At 65.3% G+C, this 23,085-nt stretch carries 23 protein-coding genes; 1 reads left to right on the plus strand and 22 read right to left on the minus strand.

The window, feature by feature from the left end:
• Positions 1–22: 22 nt before the first annotated feature.
• A complete protein-coding gene (locus C664_RS05885) occupies positions 23–2,551 on the plus strand; it encodes a toll/interleukin-1 receptor domain-containing protein (protein WP_083483056.1) in 2,529 nt (842 codons plus the stop codon).
• 165 nt (positions 2,552–2,716) lie between these two features.
• Here C664_RS05885 and C664_RS05890 read toward each other — a convergent pair whose 3' ends face one another.
• The 22 genes from C664_RS05890 to C664_RS05995 all read right to left on the minus strand — a co-directional run bounded on the left by C664_RS05890 (position 2,717) and on the right by C664_RS05995 (position 23,057).
• Entirely contained in the window at positions 2,717–4,987 is a 2,271-nt protein-coding gene (locus C664_RS05890) for a helicase-related protein (protein ID WP_004255030.1), read from the minus strand.
• Between the two features lie 98 nt (positions 4,988–5,085).
• Complete coding sequence (locus tag C664_RS05895) at positions 5,086–5,391, minus strand: hypothetical protein (RefSeq protein WP_004255035.1); 306 nt, start codon at positions 5,389–5,391, stop codon at positions 5,086–5,088.
• Positions 5,392–5,492: 101 nt separating this feature from the next.
• Complete coding sequence (locus C664_RS05900; protein ID WP_004255038.1) at positions 5,493–6,602, minus strand: DUF6094 domain-containing protein; 1,110 nt, start codon at positions 6,600–6,602, stop codon at positions 5,493–5,495.
• Between the two features lie 65 nt (positions 6,603–6,667).
• A complete protein-coding gene (locus C664_RS05905) occupies positions 6,668–7,318 on the minus strand; it encodes a hypothetical protein (RefSeq protein WP_004255041.1) in 651 nt (216 codons plus the stop codon).
• Positions 7,319–7,402: 84 nt separating this feature from the next.
• Positions 7,403–7,768 carry a hypothetical protein gene (locus C664_RS05910; RefSeq protein WP_004255046.1) on the minus strand — a complete coding sequence of 122 codons (366 nt, stop codon included), beginning with the start codon at positions 7,766–7,768 and terminating at the stop codon, positions 7,403–7,405.
• A gap of 89 nt (positions 7,769–7,857) precedes the next feature.
• Positions 7,858–8,469: a DUF3275 family protein gene (locus C664_RS05915; protein WP_004255049.1), complete on the minus strand. Its 612-nt coding sequence runs from the start codon at positions 8,467–8,469 to the stop codon at positions 7,858–7,860.
• Positions 8,470–8,523: 54 nt separating this feature from the next.
• Positions 8,524–9,075 (minus strand): STY4534 family ICE replication protein, encoded by a 552-nt coding sequence (locus C664_RS05920; RefSeq protein WP_004255052.1) that lies wholly within the window; start codon positions 9,073–9,075, stop codon positions 8,524–8,526.
• Between the two features lie 344 nt (positions 9,076–9,419).
• The gene (locus C664_RS05925; RefSeq protein ID WP_004255055.1) at positions 9,420–9,785 is read right to left on the minus strand and encodes a DUF3085 domain-containing protein; all 366 of its coding nucleotides are present in this window, start codon (positions 9,783–9,785) and stop codon (positions 9,420–9,422) included.
• Between the two features lie 66 nt (positions 9,786–9,851).
• The gene (locus C664_RS05930; RefSeq protein ID WP_004255057.1) at positions 9,852–10,649 is read right to left on the minus strand and encodes a hypothetical protein; all 798 of its coding nucleotides are present in this window, start codon (positions 10,647–10,649) and stop codon (positions 9,852–9,854) included.
• Positions 10,650–10,939: 290 nt separating this feature from the next.
• On the minus strand, positions 10,940–11,656 hold the full coding sequence (locus C664_RS05935) for a DUF5983 family protein (RefSeq protein ID WP_004255060.1): 717 nt from the start codon (positions 11,654–11,656) through the stop codon (positions 10,940–10,942).
• 250 nt (positions 11,657–11,906) lie between these two features.
• Positions 11,907–12,299, minus strand: coding sequence for a hypothetical protein (locus C664_RS05940; protein ID WP_004255064.1), 393 nt, complete (start codon positions 12,297–12,299; stop codon positions 11,907–11,909).
• 26 nt (positions 12,300–12,325) lie between these two features.
• On the minus strand, positions 12,326–12,562 hold the full coding sequence (locus C664_RS05945) for a hypothetical protein (RefSeq protein ID WP_004255066.1): 237 nt from the start codon (positions 12,560–12,562) through the stop codon (positions 12,326–12,328).
• A 780-nt stretch (positions 12,563–13,342) separates the two neighbouring features.
• Positions 13,343–15,358 carry a DNA topoisomerase III gene (locus tag C664_RS05950; RefSeq protein ID WP_004255068.1) on the minus strand — a complete coding sequence of 672 codons (2,016 nt, stop codon included), beginning with the start codon at positions 15,356–15,358 and terminating at the stop codon, positions 13,343–13,345.
• A 294-nt stretch (positions 15,359–15,652) separates the two neighbouring features.
• The gene (locus C664_RS05955) at positions 15,653–16,036 is read right to left on the minus strand and encodes a single-stranded DNA-binding protein (protein ID WP_004255072.1); all 384 of its coding nucleotides are present in this window, start codon (positions 16,034–16,036) and stop codon (positions 15,653–15,655) included.
• Positions 16,033–16,581, minus strand: a complete 549-nt coding sequence (locus C664_RS05960; RefSeq protein WP_004255075.1) for a DUF3158 family protein — start codon at positions 16,579–16,581, stop codon at positions 16,033–16,035. Before C664_RS05960 ends, C664_RS05955 begins: the two co-directional genes overlap by 4 nt.
• Positions 16,578–17,366: a PFL_4669 family integrating conjugative element protein gene (locus tag C664_RS05965; RefSeq protein WP_004255078.1), complete on the minus strand. Its 789-nt coding sequence runs from the start codon at positions 17,364–17,366 to the stop codon at positions 16,578–16,580. The genes C664_RS05960 and C664_RS05965 overlap by 4 nt, the downstream gene beginning before the upstream one ends.
• A gap of 188 nt (positions 17,367–17,554) precedes the next feature.
• Positions 17,555–18,307 carry an OST-HTH/LOTUS domain-containing protein gene (locus tag C664_RS05970; protein WP_004255081.1) on the minus strand — a complete coding sequence of 251 codons (753 nt, stop codon included), beginning with the start codon at positions 18,305–18,307 and terminating at the stop codon, positions 17,555–17,557.
• Between the two features lie 238 nt (positions 18,308–18,545).
• A complete protein-coding gene (locus tag C664_RS05975) occupies positions 18,546–19,739 on the minus strand; it encodes an STY4528 family pathogenicity island replication protein (protein WP_004255084.1) in 1,194 nt (397 codons plus the stop codon).
• A 2-nt stretch (positions 19,740–19,741) separates the two neighbouring features.
• On the minus strand, positions 19,742–20,302 hold the full coding sequence (locus tag C664_RS05980; protein ID WP_004255086.1) for a DUF2857 domain-containing protein: 561 nt from the start codon (positions 20,300–20,302) through the stop codon (positions 19,742–19,744).
• Positions 20,303–20,319: 17 nt separating this feature from the next.
• Entirely contained in the window at positions 20,320–21,978 is a 1,659-nt protein-coding gene (locus tag C664_RS05985) for a ParB family protein (RefSeq protein ID WP_004255089.1), read from the minus strand.
• Positions 21,971–22,207: a hypothetical protein gene (locus C664_RS05990; RefSeq protein ID WP_004255092.1), complete on the minus strand. Its 237-nt coding sequence runs from the start codon at positions 22,205–22,207 to the stop codon at positions 21,971–21,973. Before C664_RS05990 ends, C664_RS05985 begins: the two co-directional genes overlap by 8 nt.
• The gene (locus tag C664_RS05995; RefSeq protein WP_004255095.1) at positions 22,191–23,057 is read right to left on the minus strand and encodes a ParA family protein; all 867 of its coding nucleotides are present in this window, start codon (positions 23,055–23,057) and stop codon (positions 22,191–22,193) included. Before C664_RS05995 ends, C664_RS05990 begins: the two co-directional genes overlap by 17 nt.
• Positions 23,058–23,085: the final 28 nt, after the last annotated feature.

Consider the following 23,085-nt stretch of genomic DNA (forward strand, 5'->3'; position numbering starts at 1 on the left):
CCAAATATACTAAGATTAAAAAATGACAAAGTTCCCAAGAGCCTTTCTATCTCACGGACATGTTGACAAACATATAGTGAGAGAAGTTGCGCGCAATCTCGGGCGCGCAGCCGTCATTTACGACGAGTTCGAGTTTTCGGTTGGCGATGAATTCCGTGATGCCATCATCAAAGGCATCGATCGATCAGATGTATTTATTCTGTTTGCAAGCCGGGCCTCGCTCCAACGAGATTGGGTTAAATTAGAAATAGAACTCGCTTCCGAAGCGCTCATCAAGAATGCACTCAGTAAGGTGACAACCTATATCGTTGATCAGGAGCTAACCCACGACGCCCTTCCTGAATGGATGCGGGCAACGCTCATCAGGAAAGAGGCATCGCCGGGTCTGATCGCCACCGACATCCGGCGTATCATCAGTCAACGTCTTGGAGAGCGCATTCCGAGATACTTTGTCGGACGTAGGGCTGAGATCGAGCAATCGCTCGAAACCATATCAGGCTTCACAGATCCCAATTTCCGCCCGCCTCTAATCGTTTACGGCCTAAAGGGTATCGGCAGACGCTCGCTTGTCCAAGCGATTGCACGCGACAACCTATCCTTTTCCTCAATATTGCCAATTAACCTCCACGCGGGCGATCTCTTGCCTGAGACATCGATCCGCGTCGCCGAAGCGATTTCACCAGGGGGTATCTCCGACTTGGTGGCTTTTCTGAAGCAGCAAGAGCAAAAAGCGAAGGGGAACTTGGTCGACGAGATAACCTCTCTGTTGCGTCAGGCCTGCCAAGCGGGGACGTTGCCGATATTTGTCGACGAAGGCGCCCTAGCCGCCGAGAATGGCGTGATGAGACCCGAGTTCGATGCGCTGTACAACGCGATTTCGTCTGATCGGGATACTGACGCCATGATCGTTTCAAGCAGGAGGCTGTATCGACCTGCCGAAAACCCGTGCCCGTCCGTGCGCGTCCCCGAACTTGATCAAACATCAACGCAGAATCTGTTGCGTATTGCCGGACGCGACGTCGGCTTGGTATTCGATCGAACCGCGCTTACGGCAATCGCAACCTACGCTCGTGGCTATCCTCCCGCTGTACGATTTATTCTTGATGAGGCTCGGCTTCGCGGAATCCCGCAAGTCGTAACTGATCAACGTGCATTGGTGAATTTTAATGCCGAACAGTTTCTCCGGCACTTAAAGGAGAACAGATCGCTAACACCGAGCATGCAGACGATCCTGCAGATCCTATCAAGCTTCAGCCCTCTCCCACTTCAGGTCATTGTGGCGTACTGCGCGCAAACGTCACACGATACAAGCGATGATCTGAACTTCTTACTTGACCTCGCGTTTGTTATGCCTGCCGGAATGCACTATCGCATCTCAGAGCCCATCCGTGATGCAGCATACAGAGCATTTGGCGGACTTCGCGTCGATACCAGGAAAGTGGCCGAGCTTCTTGAAGCGTACCTGGCAGATGAGCCTGACGATGACGCACGACTTGATCTCGGGCAAACGATCTTCCGAGCCAACCTCCTTGCAGGAAGCCAGGCTGACTCTCGATTCGCGATTGGATTTGCCGCAGATCTGATCAACGTAGCAACTAGGAGCTATCACGATCAAGACTACGACCTCGCTATCAAGTACGGTTCGTCTGCCTTGGACGTGCGGCCCGATAGCGTTGATGTACGACGCTATGTCGCGCAAGCTCTCATTCGGAAAGAGCGATATGATGAAGCAGAGGAGCATATCAGCGAGCTGCTTCGCCTCGGTGAACTTAAGGAGGCGTACTACGTGTGGGGCTTCGCCGCGCGACGGAAGCGAGAGTATCCTGAAGCGATCGAGGCTTACAAGAAGAGTCTCGCCAATGGCCGCCGAGGCGTCGCCATCCACCGGGAACTGGCAAGCTGCTTTTTTGAAACGGGGGATCTTCCAGCCGCCGAAGAGTATATTCGTCAGGCCGAGCAGCAGTCTCCGCATAACCCATATGTAGTTGATTTGAAATGCACGATTGCGCTTAGACTTGGCGATCTCCCTACTGCTGAGCGCGCCCTTGAGATCCTTGACCGCATTGATTCAAGTGGATTCGCTGAGCATCGCCGCTCTACCTTCGAACAAGCAAACGGGAGCCCTGAGGATGCACTACGCTTCGCCCGTATCGCTGACCAAAAGATAGCCCACCCTCCCTTTGAGGTTCTCGCCAATTTAGCGAACTGCGAGATCGAGGCAGGAGAGTGCGAAGGCGCTTTGACCACGCTCGGGCGACTTCAGAAACGATTTGGTGCCATCAACCACGACGCTCAGGTTGGGCTACGGTGCAAATACGAAATCCGATTTGGTGAGGTCGAAGCCGCTGAAGGACTCTGGAGTCGGCTTCGCGACACAAGTACGCCCGTTCACCGAGGCCTTCGACTGGCGATACTGAACCGCAAGCAAGCGCAGAGTGGACTGACGGTCGAAGAAGACGCCGAACGAACTCAGCTGATCGAGTATCAATCGGCGGCAGAGCTTGAGCGTAACATGCGGTTAATCGGCTCAATGATATCTCAATCTGAATAATGGGTTGGCGCTCACGGTCACTCGCGGCGGGTTCATATTGCTCAGAAATCTGCGCCGTGTGCACCTACTATTATTGCGCTGCGGCAAGGACGGTACGCCGTGCGAACACCAAAGGAACCCAGACAAGAAAAGCGGCCCCGAAGGGGCCGCCAAGTCCAGCACCGCTCAATGCACCAACTGCCGTGCCAGTGCCACCTCCACCGAGTCGCCGTCCTGGTTCAGGACATCGAGTCCGGATTCGGGCACATCGCCCGACGTGCTCTGCGACACCATGATCTTCCTGGCCATCAACCCCAGGCAGGTCATCTGCGAGGAATCGGCGTAGCCCAGGTAGATCACGCGCACCGGCTGCTTCTGGCCGATGCGCCAGGAGCGCCGGGCGGCCTGCTGCAACGAATACACGTTGTAGCCGGACTGGAGGAACACGATGGTCGGGAACTCCAGCAGGTCCAGGCCGGTTTTCACCAGCTCGGGATTGGTGATGAGCACGTCGATGCCACGGTCGAGCTGCTCGGCGATCCAGTCTTCCCGGCGGGAGGCATCCACGCTCGCGCGCAGTACCGCCACCTTGAAGCCTTCCTGCTCCAGCAGCACCTTCAAACGCGACGTGGTGTCGCGCGTGCCGGTGTAGACCGAATAGACCAGGGTCTTGCGACCTTCTGCCTTCTCTTGCTTGCAGATCTCGATCAGCTCGCGTTCCTTGGGCATCACCTCCAGCTCGTTGAACTGAGCCGGCACGAACGCCAAGGTGTTGCGCGTGCGCGGATGCACCACCGTTTCCGACCGGAAGCAGCAGTCCGGCCAGGCCAGCAGCACGTTGAGGACCACACCGAGCAGCGTCGTGTCGCGCTTCGCCAGGGCCTGCTTCAGCTCCTGGGTCAGCCGACCCGCCAGATCGCGGTAGGCCGCGGCTTGCGCCGTGTCCATCGCGACTTCGCGAAATTCCTCGTCGTAGGGCGGCAGCACATTGCCGCCGATGTCCTTCAACTTGAGGAAGACCGTGAACGGCAGAACGCAACGCAGCACGCCCTTCGGACCGAAGCCCGGCGCCTTGACCGTGCGCACCGATACCTTGGTGCCCTTGGCCGTCTTGTGCGCCTTGCCAGTGCTCTCGGAATAGATGTCCTTCAAGACACCGTGATCGCGCATGAACGCCATCGCGGCCGACGTCATGCTGCCGCTCTTCGTCGGCCGGTAGCCGTCTTCGATCATCCGCCCCGGCAGGGCTCGGAACAGCAGGTGGAACAGGTCGTCGCCGTAGCCGCCCATCAGCGTGCCGGTTAGCAGCAGCGTCTTGCGCGCCTTCGCCGCCAACACCCCCATGGCCTGGCCCTGGGCGGAGCCGCCGTTCTTGTACTCGTGCGCCTCGTCGGCGATGAGCAGGTCGAACGTGCCTTGCGGAAGCTGCCTCTTGATGAACTCGGACGGCTGATAGCCGCCCTCACCGAAGCCGAACTCCATATTGGCCATCGCGCGCTCCATCCGGTGTGCTTGCCGATCCGAGAAGACCAGCTCGCCGCGGTCGTCCATCAGGTTGATGAACTCGTGGATGTTGTCCCCGAGCATCGACGCGAGGAAGGCGTCACCGAACTTCTGCATCAACTTCTGCGCGGTGACTTCCCCGATGGTCGGAATGCGCTTCAGTGCCTTGAGGACGGCGGAGGACTGGTCGCTAGCGGACAGACCTCTGGGACGGATCAACGACCACAGCGGTGCACGGCAGTGACTGCACTTGCGGCGGGACTCCTCGGCTTCGAGTTCGACCGGGTTGATCGGCTCGCCGTCGAGGTCGGTGATGATGTGACGGCAGTCCGGGCACGCCGCCACGTCACCGTGAAGCGTGCGCCGGCGAGTGAAGACGGGTCTCCAGTGGAACCCCATCCGCATCCGCACACGGCCCAGAACGAAGAACTCCTGGCCCTGCGCCGGCACGCCCAACTGCTCGCGCAGTTTCAGCAGCTTGACCAGCGTGTCCGGGCCATTGAGCACCCAGACCTTGGCGCCGGCCACCGTCTCCTGGATTTCGCGCCGCCACTTGTAGACCAGGTGGGGTGGCGAGAGCACCAGGGTGCGGCGGTAGCCTTCGGCGTTGAGCACGGCGGCCGTGGCAATGCCGACGGTCGTCTTGCCGCAGCCCATCTCGCCATTGACGATCGCTGCGCGTTCGCCGCGATCGATCAGCAGCTCGGTGGCGGCATGGACCACATCGGCCTGCGCGGGGAACAGCTTGCGCTTGAGGCCCGCGAGGACGATCTGCCGATGCGCCCGCGGCCGGCCGGTGTAGACCGGCGGATTGGCGCGGTTGAGCGAATCGAGCAGCTCGTCGCCGAACTCCGATACGAAGTCCTGCAGGCTGAGCGTGAGGGGGGAAGCGACCGCTTCGAGCAGGTCGCCCTGCACAGCGGTTTCGGGACCGGTTTCAAGATCGAGGGACATGGTGATGCTCCAGAGCAATGGGGCATGCACCTCCCCCACGGGGCGATGGCATGCCCCGGGGTGGGAAGAATGTAACGGCGCAAGGCCGTCGAAGTGGATCAATACTCGCTGGGCAGCAGCAGCGTGGTGACGCTGCGATCCCATTCGGTGATGATCCAGAGCTTCAGGTTCGGCGTGACCTGGTAGGACGAGAACAGACGATCCTCGCCGGACTTCAGCGCGGCGTCGTTCTGCCGCCGATCGCTGTCGCTCAGGTCGCCCCAATCGCCATGAAGATGGCGGCGCAGGTACGGCGTGGGGTTGAGCCGGCCCTGTCGGACCAGTTCGTCGACGCCGGCGGTCATGATCACCTGCCCGGGCGAAAAGCGTGCTTGTGACGCGAGGTTGAGGACTGCGAGTGCCATGGTGGTATCTCCTTCTGGAAGAAGGGGCCACGGCACCCCATCGGGGCAACGTGACCCCGGTGGGTGGATGAAAGCGACGACGAACCGTCAGGGAACAGCGATCAGCGAATGGTCAGCACTTCGCCCCACGTGGGCGAGCCCAGCGTCAAATCCCATGCACGAATGACCGGCACGAACTTGTCGGTGAGGATGCGCGTCTCGGCCACGGAGCCGTCGTCGCGTTCGGTGTACTCCGTCTGGAGGGTCTTCTCCTTGTGGGTATCACCTTTGACGACGAGCACGCGCCCGCTCTTGGACTTCACCACGCCGGAGATCGCGCCTGCGGCCAGAGCCAGGGCGAGATGCCAGTGCGACAAGGCCCGCGCGGGCGGACGCAGCGATTGCTGCGCGGCGCCCAGGTGGGTATCGAGCGCCGGCCAGAGTCCTTGCAGCCGGCCGACTTCATCGGCGAACTGCTCGGGCTCCATCGTCACGCGATAGAAGTGCTCCGGCTCGGCCGGGCTGGCAGGGACGGTGTACGGCAGGAACGGCCATTCGAGCGGCAGTTCCTCGGCTTCGGCGTCACCCTGTCCGATCTGCAGCAGCAGACCGCGCACGGCTTTGGCCGATTCCGATGCCTGGTCGCGCTGACGAATCCTGCGACCGAAGATCACCACCTGCTTGAACTGCGTTTCCACCGCACGGTAGATGCGCAGGTCGGCGAAGTGGCGCGTCAGCCATCCGACCAGCTCGGCGTCGAGCACGTAGTGCGGCACGATGAAGATCAGCACACCACCGTACTGCAGCAGCGGCAGCGCGCGCTGATAGAACAGCTTTTCCAGCCGCGCACGGCCCTGGCCTTGATAGCCGATGTTGCCGTTCACGTCCTTGCTCAGGTCGCCATACGGCGGGTTCAGCCACAGCAGCCCGAATGACTGGCGCGAGATCAGCGTGTCCATCAGGTCACCGTGGATGCAGCGATCGACCAGTTGCCGTGCGTGGCGGGCACGCTCGGCGTCGTACTCGACGACGAAGGCCTGGACCTGCTCGCGCCCGAGGGCGTGGGCGGCTTCGGCAATCGCCACGCCTTCGCCGGCGCAGGGATCGAGGATGGACATGGAGCCGGGAGACGGCGCCAGTGCGGACAAGGCCCGCTCCAGCGTCGGTTCGTCGGTGGGGAAGTAGCCGTTACGAATGAAATTGCGCGCCAGGCGCGGAAACATGAGTGCCATGGATTTCTCCTGATGATGGATGAGGGAAGGCGGGCACGCGCGGCGCGCATGCCCGTGGGGATGGCTCACGCCACACGCCGAAGCGGTGCGTTCGCGGCCAGTTCGTACTGCGTGGCGCCGAGGGTGCCGTTGCGGATCAGCTCGCCCAACGCCTTCGTCAGCGCCGGGACATCGAGGGCCAGCCGATGGCCTTCCAGTGGCCCTAGGGCCAAGGGAAGACCGGTCAGCATCCGCCGTGTCTGCAACAGCTCCAGCACGGTGTCGCGCCAGTGGTCGAGCAGTGGCAGCGGGCAGGTGTCCTGCACCAGCGTCCACAGCCGGTCGAGCCGGTGAGCGGAATCCCTGGGCAGAAGCGCCAGCGCGCCGGCGTTGGCCTTATCTGGCTTCACGCAGCGACGATCGAACAGCCACACATTCGTCAGCGAACCGAACAGCGTTCGCCGATAGGCGCGGGTGATGCGCTTTTCCAGGTTCTCGACATTGCCGACGAAGACCGGGATGGATGCGCCCTGCTCGGTGATGACGTGGAACTGATCCAGTCCCTGTTCATCCCGGCCGAGGGTCAGGCGGGCAAGGAACTCCTGAACGGCGGTGTCGCGCGCCCAGATCGAGAGAAAGACGAGATTGCCCTGCTCGTCACCGACGCAACCGTCGGCCATGAGATCGGGGCATTCGTCGATGCTGTACAGCGGTTTCGCGGAGGAAGGTGCAGGCATGGTGATGTCCTCTTGGAAATGAAGGAGCAACCACAGCCCGCGGGGCAGTGCTCGCCCCGGTTGGGTGAAGGAAGATGCGTGCCGCTAGGCAGCGCGCCCCGCGTGGAAGCGGTGAACCCGCTCGCGCCACTCGGAGCTTTGCACCGGCGCCATGTCGAGATAGCGCAGCGGGCACGAGTAGTAGTACGGATGCACGGACTCATCGAGGGACTTGTAGCCCCAATCGCCACCCGAGCTTTCCAGCAGATGGCAGCCGATGTAGCAGACGGACTCACCGGCCGCGAGGCCCATGAGGCCCGCCTGCCTGGCGGTGACGCGAACCACGGTCCACAGAACGTCGCCGTCCAGCGTGTGGTCGATGACTTCGCAGCAAGCGCGTTCGGACGCCTGCGGAGCGAGCAGCTCGCGGATCAACTGATCGCGCGTCTGACGAACTAAGGTCCAGCCCATGAGGGTCTCCTTGAAGAAAAGGCCGGAGCCCTCCCCGTCGGGGGAGAACCCCGGCGGGTGGCGGAATGCCGCGCAAGGCGGCGGATGGATCAGGCAGCTTTGAGGTGCCAGTCCTGGGACAACGGAGCAAACTCGTAGCCCAGCTTGTCGAGACGGTCGCGCTGCTGACGCAGCACACGACGATCCACGGTCGCATCGAGCTTCACGGTCTCGCCCAGGGGCCACAAGGCACCGAACAGCGCCGCGTCGTCTGCCTCGGCCGAGGCCGCAGCGGACACGGGAGCCGGTTCGCTGCCAAACGGCGTGGTATCGACCAGGGGATCGCGCGGACTGCGCGGCTTCGCCTTCGGCTTGGCCGGGGGCGATGCCGGCGCGGGCGCCTGCGCTTCCTCGTCGATTGGATCGACTTCCTGCGGACTCAGCCGGCGGGCTTCGTCGCGGCTCAGGGCGTCGATGTTGGACAGCGTCATCCCGCCCAGATGGGCGCGGATCTCGATGACCATGCGGCCGTTGGCGTTGTACGTGGAGGGGCGAATCTCGACGATGACGAAATCACCGTCGTACTTGCCCTCGCGGTACTGATCGAGTTCGGCGTTCTTCACGACGAACTCGCCGATCGAGGTCGCCAGGCGGCCGACGTTGAAGTCGCCGTTCCTGCCGTGGATGGTCTTGATGGCCAGTTGGCCGGGGATGGTGATCATGAAGGTCTCCTGGGACGAAGAGAAGGCAAGGCCCCGGGGATGGGGCCTTGCGGATCAGAACGACTCGGCAACGGCCAATGCGGGGGCATCGGCTGCGTCGTCGGCAGCATCGGCGACGGGCTCGGAAGGCTCCGGTGCCGAGGCTTGCTGCGCAGCGGGCGCGTCGGACGTCACAGGGACTTCCGGCTCCCGCTCGTCGGTCTCGGTCGGCTTGGGCTCGGCCTTGTAGACGAGCTTGCCGTCGACCTTGATCCAACTGACGAACAGCAGGCGGGCCTTGAGGCTTACACCCTGCTCGCCGGCACGCTTGCCCTTGGAGTAGGTGAAGGTATCGGTCCACAGGTCGCCCAGGCGGAAGCCGATCATCACCTTCTTCTCAGCGTCGACCGCCTGAATGCAGCGGCGCACCAGGTGCTGCGCTTCCGATCCCGATACGCGCGTGTCGAAACGCACATACGAGACGTCATCGCTGGGACCGTTCAGAGCCGCGATGTCGCAGGCCAGGAACGCATCGCCTTTCTTGGGCTTCACTTCGCGGATGCGATTGAGGTACCCGAGGCCGGTGATGTGCAGATCGAAGTAGGACTTTTCGGTGGAAGTGGTCATGGTGAATCTCCTGGGAACAATGAGGCGGAGACACACCCGACCCAAGGCGGGGAAGGTGTGGAACCCCCGCGTGGGTTGATGGAACAGCTTGGTGGCATCGCCATCGAGACCCGATGGCCGTTCGCGCATGGATGCCGGTGCGAACTGGAGTGATCAACGGGGTCGGAACCGCGTCGCAGCCTTGAAGATCGTGGCTGCCTGGGCATGTCGCTGACGGACGTCAGCGGAACATGGCCGGAAGCGTGGCGCCAGGACGGCGCGCAGGCGAGCGGCAATCGGCACTCGCGGCTGTCCGCATTGCCGGGAAGAAAGAGGCCCCCGGAGCGGGGGCCAGGGATGGGCGGTCAGTTGCCGCTGGGCGTGGAAGGAACCGCCTGCAGCGACAGGTGTGTCGCGGTGGCGGACACGTCGAGGTCGTCCTCGCTGTGCACGATGCGCGCAAACACGCCCTCCTGCGGATCGAAGAACTCGCCGAAGTCGTCGCCACCGAACTCGGCGCGCGCCAGCTCCCACCAGTCATCGAACGCATCGACATCCGGGTTGCAGCCGGCGGCATAGGCGATGGTCTTCTGGCGACCATCGGGTCGGCGCTCGCCGCGCTCGGCCAGGAAGTACACGCCGTGATCCTTGACCAGGATGACGCGGCACTGATTCGCCACCGCTTCGGCGAGCACGGGCCGCAGCTCCGTGCCTTTGAATCGAACAGTCATGGGTGTGATCTCCAGGGAGGCAGGAAGAGAGGCTTCCCGCCGCGAAGGCGGGAAGCTGCTGGGAGGTCAGTGCCGGACAGCCTTGCGACCCGACAGGCACTGCACGCGGATGCGTCTCCAGCTCCCGTCGTCGATCAGCCGTTCCAGCGTCTCACCGAGGGTGTCGAAGAACACCTCATCGACCCGTTCGACCAGCTCGCCGGCGCGGTGCAGCTCCACCGCGTAGAGGTCGAGGCCACGCTCATACAGCACGGTGACGCGACCCTGGAACTTCATCGTGGCGACGGTGAAGCCGATGGCCGGTGGCGTGCGGATGATGTCGGCGGGCAGCGGATCGACCCAGGTGATGTCCCGCGCGCCGGCATCCACCAGCATGTGGGTGACGCGCCGGAAACCGTCGGGAGCGGGCAACTGCTCCAGTTGGTCGACCAGTTCTTGCAGCTCGGGGCAGCGGGGCTTGGGAATCGGCAGCTTCGCCGGTGCGGACCCGAGCACCAACCGCTTCACCGTGTAGGGCTGGCCGTCGGCGGTGAACTCGGTCTGCTCCTCGGGCGTGTCCGCCCGCTGACCGTCGAAGCGGCGTCTGACATAGGGTTCGACCTGCACCTTGGCGCCCTCGTCGGGCACTTCGGTCACGAGCGTGCGATCGAGCACCGCGAACTCGGCTCGTCCCGTCTTGACGACGATGGCCTCGTCGGTGGTGGCGATGACCTTGCCCTCGAAAGGCTTCGGGTCGATGTGAAAGCCCAGCGTCGAAACCTTGGGCTGGCCGTCGAAGATGTTGAATTTGAACGAACGGACGTTGGAAGGCACATGACCGACAACGAGCGTCGGCATCTGTGCGCGGATGGCTTGGGTATCCATGGGGAGACTCCTTGTGGCAACCAAGGGACTCCCGCCCGCAAGGGAGGTCTGTCCCTTGAGGGTGAGGTGGATGGACGCGGGTGCGCCCGGAGAACGAAGCAACCAGCACGGCGAACCGCGCCGCAGCCTTGAAGGTCTCGACTGCCTGGGCATGCTGCCGGCAACGCCAGCGAACATGCGGCCAGCGTGCGGCACATGGCGGCAACCGTCCGTTGGGAATCGGCAATGCGCCGGCACCGCGTTCCGCGAAAAAGAAGAGCCCCGACGTGGGGGCTCGAATGGGTTGCGGGTTACTCGTCGTCGTAGAGCGTCAGCCCGTCCAGCACGGGCGCGTCGGCATCGAACACCAACATGCGAACGTCGGCGAGCGCAGCCAGGTGCAACACTTCCACGAGGGACTCCGGCACGCCCTTGGCCCGGTGCTCCTGCCGCAGCTCTTCGGCGGTGATGCCCTCGACATGCTGCAGGTTCGCATCCGTCCAGGGCGTGGCGATCAGCTTCACGCCGACCGCCGGGCTGTAGGGAATGCGGAAGGCCACGAACAAGAAACCGCTCGGCGTGGCGATGTCCGCCAGTTCGGCGAGGAAGCGGCCGGCCTCCTCGGTGATGTGCGCCGAGCTGATTTCCCAGGCACGGCTGTAGAAGCCGGTCTCGAAGCGCAGGCGGCGGACCACCTCGCGCGCGGCTTCCTCGGAGTAGGTATCGCCGACGTGCAGTGGCTGGCCGGCTTCTTCGGCCATGACGGCGTAGACGAAGTTTCGGGCGATACCGTGGCTGGGGCATTGCGCGTCCAGCTCGGGCGGCACGTTCTGGCCCTCGGTGATCAGCGCGAAGTCGTCGCAGAAGACGCAGGCATGGCGCTCGACCTGGCTGTCCGGCAGATGCGACTGCGAGACGTGCAGCGGCAGATAGCTCAGCGGGCAGTCGTCGTCGTAGGAAATCGCCAGCAGCCGCTGCACGGACAGGCCATCGTAGCCGCGGACGAAGGGGTTTTTGGAATGAGACATGGGATTCCTCCAGCAGAGGATGGCCGAGGCAATCCCCTGCCGGGGATTGAACCCCAGCGGGTGGATGAAGTGGCAGCCGGTCAGCCGGCCGCGGCGTCGGACCGCCCTGGTGGCGGGCGGTGCGGGTCAGTGGAAGATGCTGATTCGGGACATGGCCGCTCCTGCGAAAAGAAGGAGGGACATGGCCCCGAACGGGGACGCATGTCCCTCGTGGGGTGGGATGAAAGGACGGTGGGTTGCCAGGCGCGGCTCACCAGCCGTTGTAGTGCAGCGTGAGGTCGGCGATGACCTTGCGCCGCTCCAGGTCGAGGCCGCCGAAGTCGGACAGCCCCTCGAAGCCGCAACGCTTGAGCATCGCGCCGCCCTCGCGGGAGTTGTAGAAGCTCACCATCGCGGACAGGAACATGCGTTGACCGCTGCTCAGCACGCCCAGGGCGTCGTTGAGCATCAGCATGTTGGGCCGCAGGTCCCACTTGGTGGTGGCACGCTGCAGACCTTCGCGTGTGCCGTCGCCGAACCACTCGTGGCCGGCGATCTGCGCGCCGCGCTTCCAGGCCTCGAAGAAGGCCTGCGGTGCAGCGTCGAAGTGCGCCTGTTCCAGCGCCATCTGATCGAGCACGTCTTCGGGCAAAGACAGATTCATGAGAGGACTCCTTGAAGGGTGGGGAATCAGGGCTGAGCGCGCTGCGTCCAGGCATGGGTATCCAGGGCGCGCTGTGCTGCGAGGTGGGTGGGGAAATACTCGACGGACTCCCGCGATACCGGGCCTTCGTCGTCTTGCGTGCCGATGTAGTGGCCGGCCGCGCTGCGCAGCACCTGTAGCGGCAGACGCTTGCCGGTCCAGGCCAGCGCCAGCGCACCACTGCGCACTGCGGTTGCAGAGGAAGATGCGGAAGGTTCAGACATGCCGTGCTCCTTGGTGGGTCGGGGAGCACGCATCCCACAGGGGATGGGGTTCCCCTCGGGTGGTTGAGAAAAGTGCATCGTCGCCAGGCCGGCGAGCGTCCGCGGTGGGCGATGCGAAGCGGACTGGATCGGTCAACGCGGCGAACCGCGTTGCAGTCTTGAAGACCGAGACTGCCAGGGCATGCCGCTGACGACTGTCAGCAACGCATGGCGTGAGGATGGGCGCGAAGCATGGCTGCCGTCGCAGGGAAAACCGAATCGTGGACGGCCCGCTTTAGGGCAGGCCCGCGTCACGGGACAAGGCAGGGACCAGGGCGCCGAAGGCCACGCGGGCCTTCGGCTGGAGAGGAAGGAAAACCACCTGTGGGCTGCGTCAGCGCGGGCCGTCGTCAAAGCCGTTCGCTGCGTCAGCAATCGCACCCGGCCCGTTTCGTGGCTGGGGCCGGAAACCTCTGGCGTGCATCCACACACAAAGGGAGCCCGTTGTTCCGCCGGCGGGCACCGGCACGGAATACCCTCGGCCCAAGTGGCCTCCTCACGGCTCGCGCGGCGGCAAGGCGTCAGGAAGCCCCTCGTGGCCGAGGCAAGGCACACCGATCAAGGGAATGGCGGCGGGCGCGATTCGTGGAGCAATGACCTTCTCGCCCCGTCGCCCGATGGCGGGCAGACGGGGCGCGCACACCGTTGCAGAAGGAGACGCGCGCTTTGGAGTCCCGCGCGGTGCGGGACGTTTGCCTCGCCGCCAGTGAAGTGGCCGGCGCGGCAGGGGAAAAGCGAGGATCAGGACGCCTTGGAGGCAGCGCGCCGCTTGCGCGGTGCGCTGCGCCGGCCCGTCGGGGACTCGATCGGCAGCGTGCCCTTGCAGTCCGGGTAGCGCGAGCAGGACCAGAACGCGCCGCTCTTGCCCGTGCGCTGCTGCATCGGTGTGCCGCACTGCGGGCAGGCCGGCGCCGGCGGCAGCTTGAGCGAGAGCGTTGCGCCGCGGTACTGCTGCACGAGCTGGCCGACCCACACGGACTGCTTCTCGATGAAGGTGTCCAGCGCCATCTGGCCGGCCTCGATCATGTCGAGTGCCTGCTCCCACACCGCCGTGGTGCCGGGGTCGGCGATGGCCGAGGGCACCGCGTCGATGAGCGTGAATGCCGCGTCGGAAGCGCGGACGGCGCGGCCTTTCTTGACCAGGTAGCCGCGACCGATCAGACCGCTGATGATGTTGGCGCGTGTCGCCTCGGTGCCGATGCCGGTGGTATCTCGCAGCTTCTGTTTCAGCCGCGGGTCGGTCACGAACTTGGCGACGGTCTTCATGGCCTTGATCAGCTCGCCCTGCGTGTAGGGTTTGGGCGGCAGCGTCTTCAGCGCCTTGAGATCCACCTTTCCGACCGGGCAGGACAGGCCCGCATGCAGGGCGGGCAGCACCTGGCTGCGCTGCGCATCCTCGCCATCGGCATCGTCCGGCCCCGGCGTCGCCAGCACCTCGCGCCAGCCGGTGACGGCGATCTGCTTGCCCACGGCCGCCAGCGACTGACCGCCGCACGAGAACTGCGCCATCGTGCGGTCGAACTCATGGTGTGGGAGGAACTGCGCGAGGTAATGGGCGCGGATCAGCCGGTAGACGGCCAGCTCCTTCTCGCTCATGGCCGACAGGTTGGCGGGTTCCAGCGTCGGGATGATGCCGTGGTGAGCCGACACCTTGCCGTCGTTCCATGCACGCGAACGCTGTTGGCGATCCAGGCGCTCGATCAGCGGCCGCAGGCTGGGGTCGGTCTTGACCAGGCTGTCGAGTACGGTCGGCACCTCAGCCAGCATGCTCTCGGGCAGGTAGCCCGAATCCGAGCGCGGATACGTTGTCGCCTTGTGCGTCTCGTACAGCGCCTGGGCAATGTCCAGCGTCTCCTGCACGTCGAGGCCCAACTGCTTGGAGCACACCTCCTGCAGCGTGCCCAGGTCGAACGGCAGCGGCGGTGCCTCGCGCACGCGCTCGGTGTCCACCGACACGACCTGCGCATCGCGTGCCGCGCGAATGCGATCCGCAGCCTGCTGGGCCACCGGCTGCTGAAGGCAGCGACCCGCTGCATCCGTGCTGCCTTCGGGCGGTATCCAGCTCGCGGTGAAGGATTGGCCGGCATGGGATAGCAGCACATCCACGGCCCAATACGGCATGGAGACGAATCGCGCGATCTCGCGATCACGATCGACGACCAGCTTCAGCGTCGGCGTCTGCACGCGCCCCACCGACAGCACGCCGGTGTAGCCGGCCTGCCGACCTAGAAGCGTGAACAAGCGGCTCAGGTTCATCCCGATCAGCCAGTCGGCGCGCGATCGGGCGAGTGCGGAGAAGTACATCGGCAGCGTCTCGGCGGACGGCTTGAGTGCACCCAGTGCCTTGCGGATCGACGCATCGTTGAGCGCCGACAGCCACAGGCGCTGAATCGGCCCGTGGTAGCCGCATAGGTCGATGATCTCGCGGGCGATCATCTCGCCCTCGCGGTCGGCATCGGTCGCAATCACCAGCTCGCCCGCCTTGGCGACGAGCTGCTGCACGACCTTGAATTGCGCTGCGGTCGCCGCCTTGGGCTCGACACGCCAACGCTCAGGAAGAATGGGCAGTTGCTCGACGGCCCAGCGCTTGTATTGCTCGCCGTAGCCTTCGGGCGGAACCGCCTCCACCAGATGACCGATGCACCAGGTCACGACGACACCCGCGCCGCTGTAGCAGCCGTTGCCGCGTTGGCCGGCGCCTAGCACACGGGCGATGTCCTTGCCCTGGGACGGCTTCTCGCACAGGAACACGCGCATGAAGCCTCCTTGGAAATGTGCGGTTCATCGGATGGGCGTCAGCTTGGCGGGGCCAGGAGATGCCGGCAGCAAGGAAGCCGATTGATGCAGACACCGCTTTGTGATCGGCAGGCGGTCCGTTGCCGCAGCGGTGCGCATAGACCGCAGGAGTTGGCACAGCAAGAGCGTCGTTTCTGGAGGGCGGCTGGAACTCCGTGGACGACCTTGGAGCTATCCCCTGGGGATAGCTCGCTGGTGCATCGCGGGCGTATGACGGTTGCTACAGCCGCCCTCGGGGGAACGGCGATGGGCGAATTACTGTCTGCCGGCGGGCTTGGCGCTGAGCGCCACCGACTCGATGCGGTACGGCAGGATGCCCACGCGCCGCGCCTCGACCTTGAACGTCACGCGCTCGTTCTCGTCGGCGTCCTCCCATTCGTCGCGCATAGTGCGGCCCTCGACCAGCACCCGCATGCCTTTCTGGTACAGCGTCTTCCAGTGCTCGGCGTCGCGGTGCCACAGCTCCACGGGCGCCCAGAAGCCGCCGCGATCTTCGTACTCGCCGTCCTTCTTCGGGATCGGGTTGTCGAAGTAGACGTTCAGGCGAAGCAGCCGGCGCGGCTCGTCGTTGCCGTTCGGAAATTCGCGGTAGTCCGGCGCAGAACCGATGTTGCCCTCGCCGACGAAGTGCGTGCTCATGGTGACTCCTTGGTGGTGGGTGGAACGGACGCGGTATGCCCGTGGACGCGCCGCAGGTAAGCCGCTTCGGCCTGCGCGGCCTTGTTGGCGCATTCCAGGGCTTGGCGAGCGATGCTGTGGGTCAGGCTGATCTGCATGTTCAGCACGATGCGCTGCAGTTCGATCGCGTACAGCTCGTCGATCAGCGAGGCCGGCGTCGCGGGGTTGGCCAGCAGGGCCTCCCACAACGCCACGCCCATGGAGGAACGGTCGAGGTTGCGCCAGCGCAGGAAGGTCGTCCCTGCGCCAGTGGCCTGCTGGGCCAGTTGCACGTGGAGCAGGCTGAAGGGGTAGGCGCGCGCCTGGGGCAGCACGCGCCGCTGCGCCAGGCCAATCACGTCGTCGCGCAGCGCTGCGCACTGGCTGGCCCAGGTCTCCAGACTCCTCTTACCCTTAAAAGGCTGTAAAAGGCCTTTTAGGTAGCCTGCGTGTTCCAGCCGCTGGAAGTCCGCCTGTTCCAGCGCCACGAAGCGCGTGGAGTGGCTGATGGGGATCGATGCTGTCATGCGCCCGCAGCCTCATCGCCCGCCGCACCATCGGCTGTGCCATCCGTGTGAGCCGGCGCATCGGGCTCGATGGCGGGCGCTGCAGGCGGCGTGCCGGGCTTGGTCGTCCGCCGCGCGATCGGTGGCGCGAAGCGCGAGCGGCGCGTGCCTTCCAGCACGTCCTGCGGCAACTCGCCGAACTTCTCCAGCGCCGCTCGCGCCGCCGCGTTCTTCGCCGCGAAGTCGTCGCGCGTGGTGCCCGAGTAGCGGTACTGCTGGGCCAGCGAGAACAGGCTGCGCAGCGCGTGCGCACCATCATTGAGCCAGCGCTCCAAGGTGCTGCGATCGATCAGCGCCGTGTGGTGCGCCAGGATGAGTTTGCGTGCCAGGTCGTCGTAGTCGGCCAGCAGATACACCGCCATGAAGCCGAGCTGGGCGTTCACGAACAGCGGCAGCTTCACCGGCTGCACGTTCATGTTCTCGCCCAGCGACAGCGCCGCTGGCACGTCGGCCAAGGCCTGATCCACCTGGTCGCGCAGGGTCTGCAGACGGGTCTTGGTGTCGGCGAGCTTGTCCTCGATCCGCAACATCCACCAGTCCGAGTACGGGTCGTCCTGCTCGGCGCCGCGCTTCATCTTGTTCATGGCGCCGATGAAGCCGTTGAGACCGATGATGCCTGGGCGCCCCTCGGTCGGCGCGCGGCCGTGCCAGATGCGCGAAGCGTGGTGCGTGTGCAGCGTCAGCGACATCGCGCTGCGCAGCGATCCGAGATTCAGTTGCAGGGGTTCTGTGCGTTCGTTGGCCATGGGAGCGACTCGCGGTGAATTGGCGAGTCGCCAGCATCGGCATCGGCCGGAAGGCTGTCAGTCAACAAACCGCAGCCCATGCGCGCCCGGTTTGTTCCGCGCGGAAGGCTGTGTGTGCCGGCTATCCCCTGGGGATAGCTCGGCGGATGTGTTCGCGGCTCGCGCGGAGGTGAGACCGCGTTGCGGGGCTATGCTTCGCGAGGTCTGTACCAGGCGGCCCGTTGCCTCTCCACCTCACGGTAGCGAAGCTCGAACAGGCGGCACTCATGCACCACCTGCCGCCAACTGCTGCAGCCGTACTTGGCTGGAAGCTGCTCGGGATGCCGGTCCGCGATCCAGCGGCCAGCGGCGGCGATGGGTGTCCAGCCCTCGACGGCCAACTGCGCGGCGGCCTCGCGCAGCGCGCGGACGATGCCGGCGGCCGGCCAGTCCACCGTGCCGTCCGGCGCGATGCCATTGACCACCAGGTCGTGGAACACATCCGACTGGACGAACTCCGCTGCCAGGCGCCGCGCCTGATCCATGTGCTCGGCCCAGCCGCGCAGCTGCTCGAAGTGTTGATCGATGCGCGTGTAGGCGGAACCGAGTTCGTCCTGTGCAACGCGGCACCCGTCCACGGTCCATAGATCGTGCTGATCGATGAAGTGGTGCACCAGAGTGTTGCGCAGCGATACCAGGTCTTTGAGGTCGGCCTGGGTGTTGGCGTAGTCCTGCGCAGACAGGCTCAGTTGCACGCGCGTGCGAAAGGAAATCACGTCGCCGGGAAGATCGTCGTCGCGTTCCTCGCCGCCATTTCCATCGGTGACGACATACGAACCAAACAGTTGTCCGACCAACGTGCCCAGGGTCTTGGTCGCGGCATCTTCAATCCGCGCTGCGCGAATGGCCTCCAGCGAATGCGCCGGGCCTGAAATCTCGTGGTGGGCCACGATGGCTTTCATGAGGCGCTCGTATTGTTGAAGGCGCAACAGGCATCTGCCCAGCAAGCGCTGAACGTCTTGCTGTAGTGGTTGAAGTGCGTTTGTGGCGGGGGAAGTCGTCATGTCCATCGTCGGCCGGGCTCGTGCGTGGCTGTCCTCGTCTGATTCACAGGCGACAGTTTCGCCTGTCATTCGGCGGGCGACAATCGAGCGCGGCGGAAAGATGTCTGTTCCAGCTATCCCCTGGGGATAGTCAACATCAGCGATCACGCAAGGCTTCTCGGAGCTGAGCCAGGTAGGCTCGTGCGACCTCGGGGTCAGCCGCACGGGATGCCGGCGGTGACGAGGGCGCAGGTGACGGGGGCGCTGGCGGTGCCGATGCACTTTCTCCGGCCCAGGCCTTGAACTCCCCGCGGATCGCCTTCTGGATGATGCCAAACAGGTAGCCGGCCGGGTTGCGTACCGCGCTGTTGTGGCAGCGTGCCGCCCACTCGTCGAGAACGGCCTGCCTCTGCGCCTCGTCCACCTGCTGCAGCGCCACCAGCGCGCCGGCCTGCTGCTCGTCCTTCAAGCGCAGGAAACGCTCGGGTAGCCGCAGGTTCTGCAAGGCCCTCGCGCGCGGTACTGTACGTACTTCATTTATACGATCATTACGTACTGTACGGTCCTCCTTCGGAATCCGAAGAGAGCCGTCCGGCGCGGGTTTCGGTCCTGCTTCGGATTCCGAAGACGGGCGCGCAGCATTCCGAAGAAGGGCTTCCTGGCCTTCTTCGGATTCGTGGTCCGCACCCTCCTGTGGATAACCTGGCGTCGTCCAGCCATGCAGCGCCATGCGCTGCGCCAGCACCTGCAAGCGGGTCGGCAATGTGCGGCCGCTGAGCAGCGGGTCTTCGGCAATCTCCTTGAGCGTGTTCATGCCCACGATCTGTACCGCCTTGGCGGCATGGGTCAGCGCCTGGCTGACCAGGCCGAGGTAGTCGGCATCGAGCTGCATCGCCTCGAAGGGCGACAGCGGTTCGTCGTGCAGCACGTAGAGGTTGCCTTGGATGCGGCCGGTCTTCGGGTCGCGCCGCCGCCGCGCCAGGCTGAGCCAGCGCGTCAGCCGCAGCAGCGTCAAGGCGCGCGCCACGGTCTCGTGCGAGGCTTGCGCCGCACAGGGCATGGACGCCAGATAGGGGCGGAGCTGGTCGTAGGTGGGAAAGGCGGTCACGCCGTCGTCGTTGAGCTGCAGGCGGAACACCTGCCAGGCGTTGCGCTCCAGCGGCGTCAGGCGCCGGTCGAGGAACAGCCTGCGCGGCACGCTCTCATGGCGGTTGCCGCTGTAGAGGAAACCGTCGGCGGCCGGCGCCGTGCCCTGCGCCGGTTCCTTCGGCTCAAGGTGCCGCAGCGCCTCGTCGAACAACGCCGACAGCGCAACCGGGCCATCGCGCCGTGATGCGCTGCCCGTGGTCATGGCTACACCAGCCCCTGGTCGATCCAGTTCCGTATCGCCGACCAGATCACCGACATGGGCAGGGTCATGGCCTCGGCCAGGTCCATGGTCAGCGCCAGCATCGCCATGTCGTCGGTCAGGGCGATATGGCGCTCGGCGACGCCGGCCTTCCAGCGCTCCCACAAGGCCACGTCCTGCGCCTCATCAAGCACCGGATGCCGGCCCTTGCGCTTGGGCAGCCCGAGGATGTCACGGCGCAGCGCCACTTCCTGATGCGTGAGGCCGTAGAACTTGCTGACCATCTCCGTGCTCGCCCCCAGGCGCAGCATGCGGTCCACCGTGGCGATCTCCCGCTCCACGTCGTGCACCTGGCTCAGAAGCCGCTTCAATACCTCCCGGTTCACCGACACCGAACACCACGACACCGTGGCATTCACCAGCATGCTCACGAGCTCGGGGTGTTTCAGCGCATCCAGCTCCTCCTCGCCGAAGCCCATGGCCTTGCAGCGGCGCAACTGGCCGTTGCGCAGGTCATGCAGGGCCTGGGCGATCACGGCCTGGTTGAGCGGGTGCGGTGCCGACATACGGGAGCCTCCTGCGCTCAGGAATCCTGGCTCGCTACGCCGACTTCCAGATCCAGCAGCCGGCGCGCCAGGCGCAGCAGACGGAACAGCTTCACCAGCGCAGCATCGCTCAGGCGTGTGGCCGAGCCGCCGTGGCCATGCAGCAGCGCCGCCAGCTCGTCGGCCAGCCGCGCGCGGTCCAATCCGTTCGCGGAGGGCGGAGCCGCACTCAGCACATGCAGCAGGGTCAGCACCGCCCGCGCGAACGCCGGCAGCGCCTTCGCCTGGCCCACAACCGGGGCCGCGCAGACGAAGCCGATGCCGCCGACGCTGGCCTCAATGTGGTCGGCGACCGCCGCTTCCTCGCCGATCTCGCGCGCGAACTGCGCGATGTGCACGCGCAGGCGATCCGGCACGTCCAGCCCCGGCTCGACGTACCAGACGTCCGAGATGGGATAGAGCCCGCCGACCTGCACGGGGATCGCACGCAGCGCATCGGCCTCGAAGTCGGGCAGCTTGTCGCCGAGCTGGTCCGCGACCATCCGCTGGATGGACTGCAGGCGCTCGGTGGTCGGTGCCGGTGTCACGATGTGCCCTTGCAGGCGCTCGTCGCGTTGCCCGTGCTGGTCCTCCGGCGCTTCGGGCGATGCAAGCGGTGTCGCTGCTGGCGCCGAAGGCGCGACCGGCGTGGTGTCGCGCGGCACAGACGAGGCGGGTGGCTGCCGAGGCGCGGAGACCGGCGGGGGAGGACCAGCAGGCACGACAGGCGCTGCCGGTGGCGTCGGTGCCGCCGGTTCGCTGGTCAGCGCACGCTGGCGGCTTTCGCTGTCGTTGATCTCCAGCGCCAGCGTGTCGTAGTCCGCCTCCAGCAGCTCGGCCATCTGGCCGACCAGCTCGTCCTGCACCCGCTGCGGCGAGAAGTCGTCCGGCTGTGTGTCGAACTGCGTCAGCACGTCCTGAAACAAGGTGGCGAAGTCCACAGTCACGGTGCGGCCCAGCGCACGCCGCTCCCAGGTGCGCTCGCACGCCTTGCGCAGCACCGCGAGCCGGTCCACCTGATGCCGGCCCAATCCGCCGTACAACAGCGTCGGGATCGCCGGCAGTAGATAGCGCACCGCATCGTTCATGCGGCTGATGTGTGACTGCGGCACCGGATAGCCGTCGGCAGTCAGTCGCCGCGCGAGTTCGCTCTGCGACAGCGCCTGGCCGCTTTCCTGCTCGTAGAACTCGCGCGCCTTCTCGATGCCCAACGCCCGCTCGATGAAGGTCAGCCCGCCGCGCAGCTCGTTCTCGGCCAGATGCCCGGTCAGCGCCACGATTTCGCCGCGCGCCGGCCACGGGCGGAACAGGCACGCAATGCGGAAAAAGCGCTCCTCCTTGGTCTCGCTCCACAACTCGCGCAGGATCGCCAGCCGCGTGTTGCCGCCGTTGCGAATGATGTAGTGCGCCTCGCCCGGCCTGCGTGTGATCGCGGGGGGCGCGTCCAGCCCACGTTCGCGGATGGACGCCTTGATCTCCGCATAGGCCGGGTTGCGCGTCACGCGCGGGTCGTGGTCGTAGGGCCGCAACTGGTCCAGCGTCACCACCATCGGCGTGTCGGCGATGGGGTCGCTCAAGGTCGCGGCCGAAGGGCCGCTGCGCTCGAAGCCGGTGGCCAGCAGCTTGGCAGCCATGTCCTGCGGCGTCAGCTCAGCCACGGCCGTTCTCCTGCGCCTGCCGGTCGGCGCGGCGAAGTTGCGCGCGGGCATTGCGGTCAGCACGGTGGTCGCTCGCCGTCGAGCTGGTGTAGATCGACGCGCAGCCTTGCTTCGTGAATTTCAGGTGCTCGCCGGACGTGCGCACCACGCGCCAGCCTTCGCCCAGCGCGAACTCGATCAGCGCGCGCAGCCGTTCGCGGCCGCGCGCCAGTTCATGCGCGCTCGCCATGGCCGGCCCCTCCCGCATCGGCCCGGCCGGTGACCAGCGCGAAGCGCTCCCGCCACGCGGGGAACAGCTCGCCGGCCAGCGTGCGCATGGTCTCCAGCGCCGCGGGCGCCGTGCGCCCAGCCGGCTGCCGGTACTCCACCCGGTGCACCGGCAATTCTCGTGTCGCAGCGCGCGGATAGGCTTCGATGGCCGGCACGTCGGTGCCCAGCACCTGCACGCCGGCCTGTTCCTGGAACACCTGTCGCAGCGCCTGCTGGACCAGCCGCGCGTTCGACGACACCGGATGCACACGGTTGATGAGCAGGCGCAGCGGTGGCGGCTCGATGCCTAGGTGCCGATACGGCGCGATGTCATCGATCAGTTGCAGCGTGCCGCGCCGCAGCTCGCGCGCCGCGAGGATTTCCGGCGTCACCGGCGACAGCGCCAGGTCGGACGCCAGCACCGCCATCTCCAGCAGCACGCTGCGCGCGCCCTGGGTGTCGATCAGCAGCAAGTCGTAGTGCGTGCGGAAGACGGGAAGCAGATGGCGCAGTCGCAGGCGCCCATCCGGAGCGTGCAGCAGCAGCGTGTTCAGTTCGCCGCGGTCGTCGTTGGAGAGCACCAGGTCCAGGCCCGCGATCGCGGTGCGCGACACCAGTTGCTCGATGCGCCGCTCGTTGAAGGCCAGCATCTGGTAGATGCCGCCGGGCGCGCGAACGTCCAGCGTGAAGTAGCTCGACAGCGTGGGCTGCACGTCCAGGTCCAACAGCAGCACGCGCAGCCCGGCATCGGCGATGAAGCCGCCCAGGTTGGCGGCCGTCGTGGTCTTGCCCACGCCGCCCTTGGTCGAAATGATGGACACCACCTGCATGGGCTTCTCCTCGTCGAATGGCATGAAC

Origin of the sequence: Thauera sp. 63 (assembly GCF_000310165.2) — a bacterium.
Classification (GTDB): domain Bacteria; phylum Pseudomonadota; class Gammaproteobacteria; order Burkholderiales; family Rhodocyclaceae; genus Thauera; species Thauera humireducens.

Coding starts and splice junctions, on each gene's coding strand:
- C664_RS05960 (WP_004255075.1), bottom strand. CDS start 16,581: ATGACAGCATCGATCCCCATCAGCCACTCCACGCGCTTCGTGGCGCTG.
- C664_RS05925 (WP_004255055.1), bottom strand. CDS start 9,785: ATGACTGTTCGATTCAAAGGCACGGAGCTGCGGCCCGTGCTCGCCGAA.
- C664_RS05895 (WP_004255035.1), bottom strand. CDS start 5,391: ATGGCACTCGCAGTCCTCAACCTCGCGTCACAAGCACGCTTTTCGCCC.
- C664_RS05995 (WP_004255095.1), bottom strand. CDS start 23,057: ATGCAGGTGGTGTCCATCATTTCGACCAAGGGCGGCGTGGGCAAGACC.
- C664_RS05885 (WP_083483056.1), top strand. CDS start 23: ATGACAAAGTTCCCAAGAGCCTTTCTATCTCACGGACATGTTGACAAA.
- C664_RS05990 (WP_004255092.1), bottom strand. CDS start 22,207: ATGGCGAGCGCGCATGAACTGGCGCGCGGCCGCGAACGGCTGCGCGCG.
- C664_RS05975 (WP_004255084.1), bottom strand. CDS start 19,739: ATGACCACGGGCAGCGCATCACGGCGCGATGGCCCGGTTGCGCTGTCG.
- C664_RS05940 (WP_004255064.1), bottom strand. CDS start 12,299: ATGAATCTGTCTTTGCCCGAAGACGTGCTCGATCAGATGGCGCTGGAA.
- C664_RS05955 (WP_004255072.1), bottom strand. CDS start 16,036: ATGAGCACGCACTTCGTCGGCGAGGGCAACATCGGTTCTGCGCCGGAC.
- C664_RS05930 (WP_004255057.1), bottom strand. CDS start 10,649: ATGGATACCCAAGCCATCCGCGCACAGATGCCGACGCTCGTTGTCGGT.
- C664_RS05915 (WP_004255049.1), bottom strand. CDS start 8,469: ATGATCACCATCCCCGGCCAACTGGCCATCAAGACCATCCACGGCAGG.
- C664_RS05910 (WP_004255046.1), bottom strand. CDS start 7,768: ATGGGCTGGACCTTAGTTCGTCAGACGCGCGATCAGTTGATCCGCGAG.
- C664_RS05920 (WP_004255052.1), bottom strand. CDS start 9,075: ATGACCACTTCCACCGAAAAGTCCTACTTCGATCTGCACATCACCGGC.
- C664_RS05945 (WP_004255066.1), bottom strand. CDS start 12,562: ATGTCTGAACCTTCCGCATCTTCCTCTGCAACCGCAGTGCGCAGTGGT.
- C664_RS05965 (WP_004255078.1), bottom strand. CDS start 17,366: ATGGCCAACGAACGCACAGAACCCCTGCAACTGAATCTCGGATCGCTG.
- C664_RS05950 (WP_004255068.1), bottom strand. CDS start 15,358: ATGCGCGTGTTCCTGTGCGAGAAGCCGTCCCAGGGCAAGGACATCGCC.
- C664_RS05935 (WP_004255060.1), bottom strand. CDS start 11,656: ATGTCTCATTCCAAAAACCCCTTCGTCCGCGGCTACGATGGCCTGTCC.
- C664_RS05900 (WP_004255038.1), bottom strand. CDS start 6,602: ATGGCACTCATGTTTCCGCGCCTGGCGCGCAATTTCATTCGTAACGGC.
- C664_RS05980 (WP_004255086.1), bottom strand. CDS start 20,302: ATGTCGGCACCGCACCCGCTCAACCAGGCCGTGATCGCCCAGGCCCTG.
- C664_RS05970 (WP_004255081.1), bottom strand. CDS start 18,307: ATGAAAGCCATCGTGGCCCACCACGAGATTTCAGGCCCGGCGCATTCG.
- C664_RS05890 (WP_004255030.1), bottom strand. CDS start 4,987: ATGTCCCTCGATCTTGAAACCGGTCCCGAAACCGCTGTGCAGGGCGAC.
- C664_RS05905 (WP_004255041.1), bottom strand. CDS start 7,318: ATGCCTGCACCTTCCTCCGCGAAACCGCTGTACAGCATCGACGAATGC.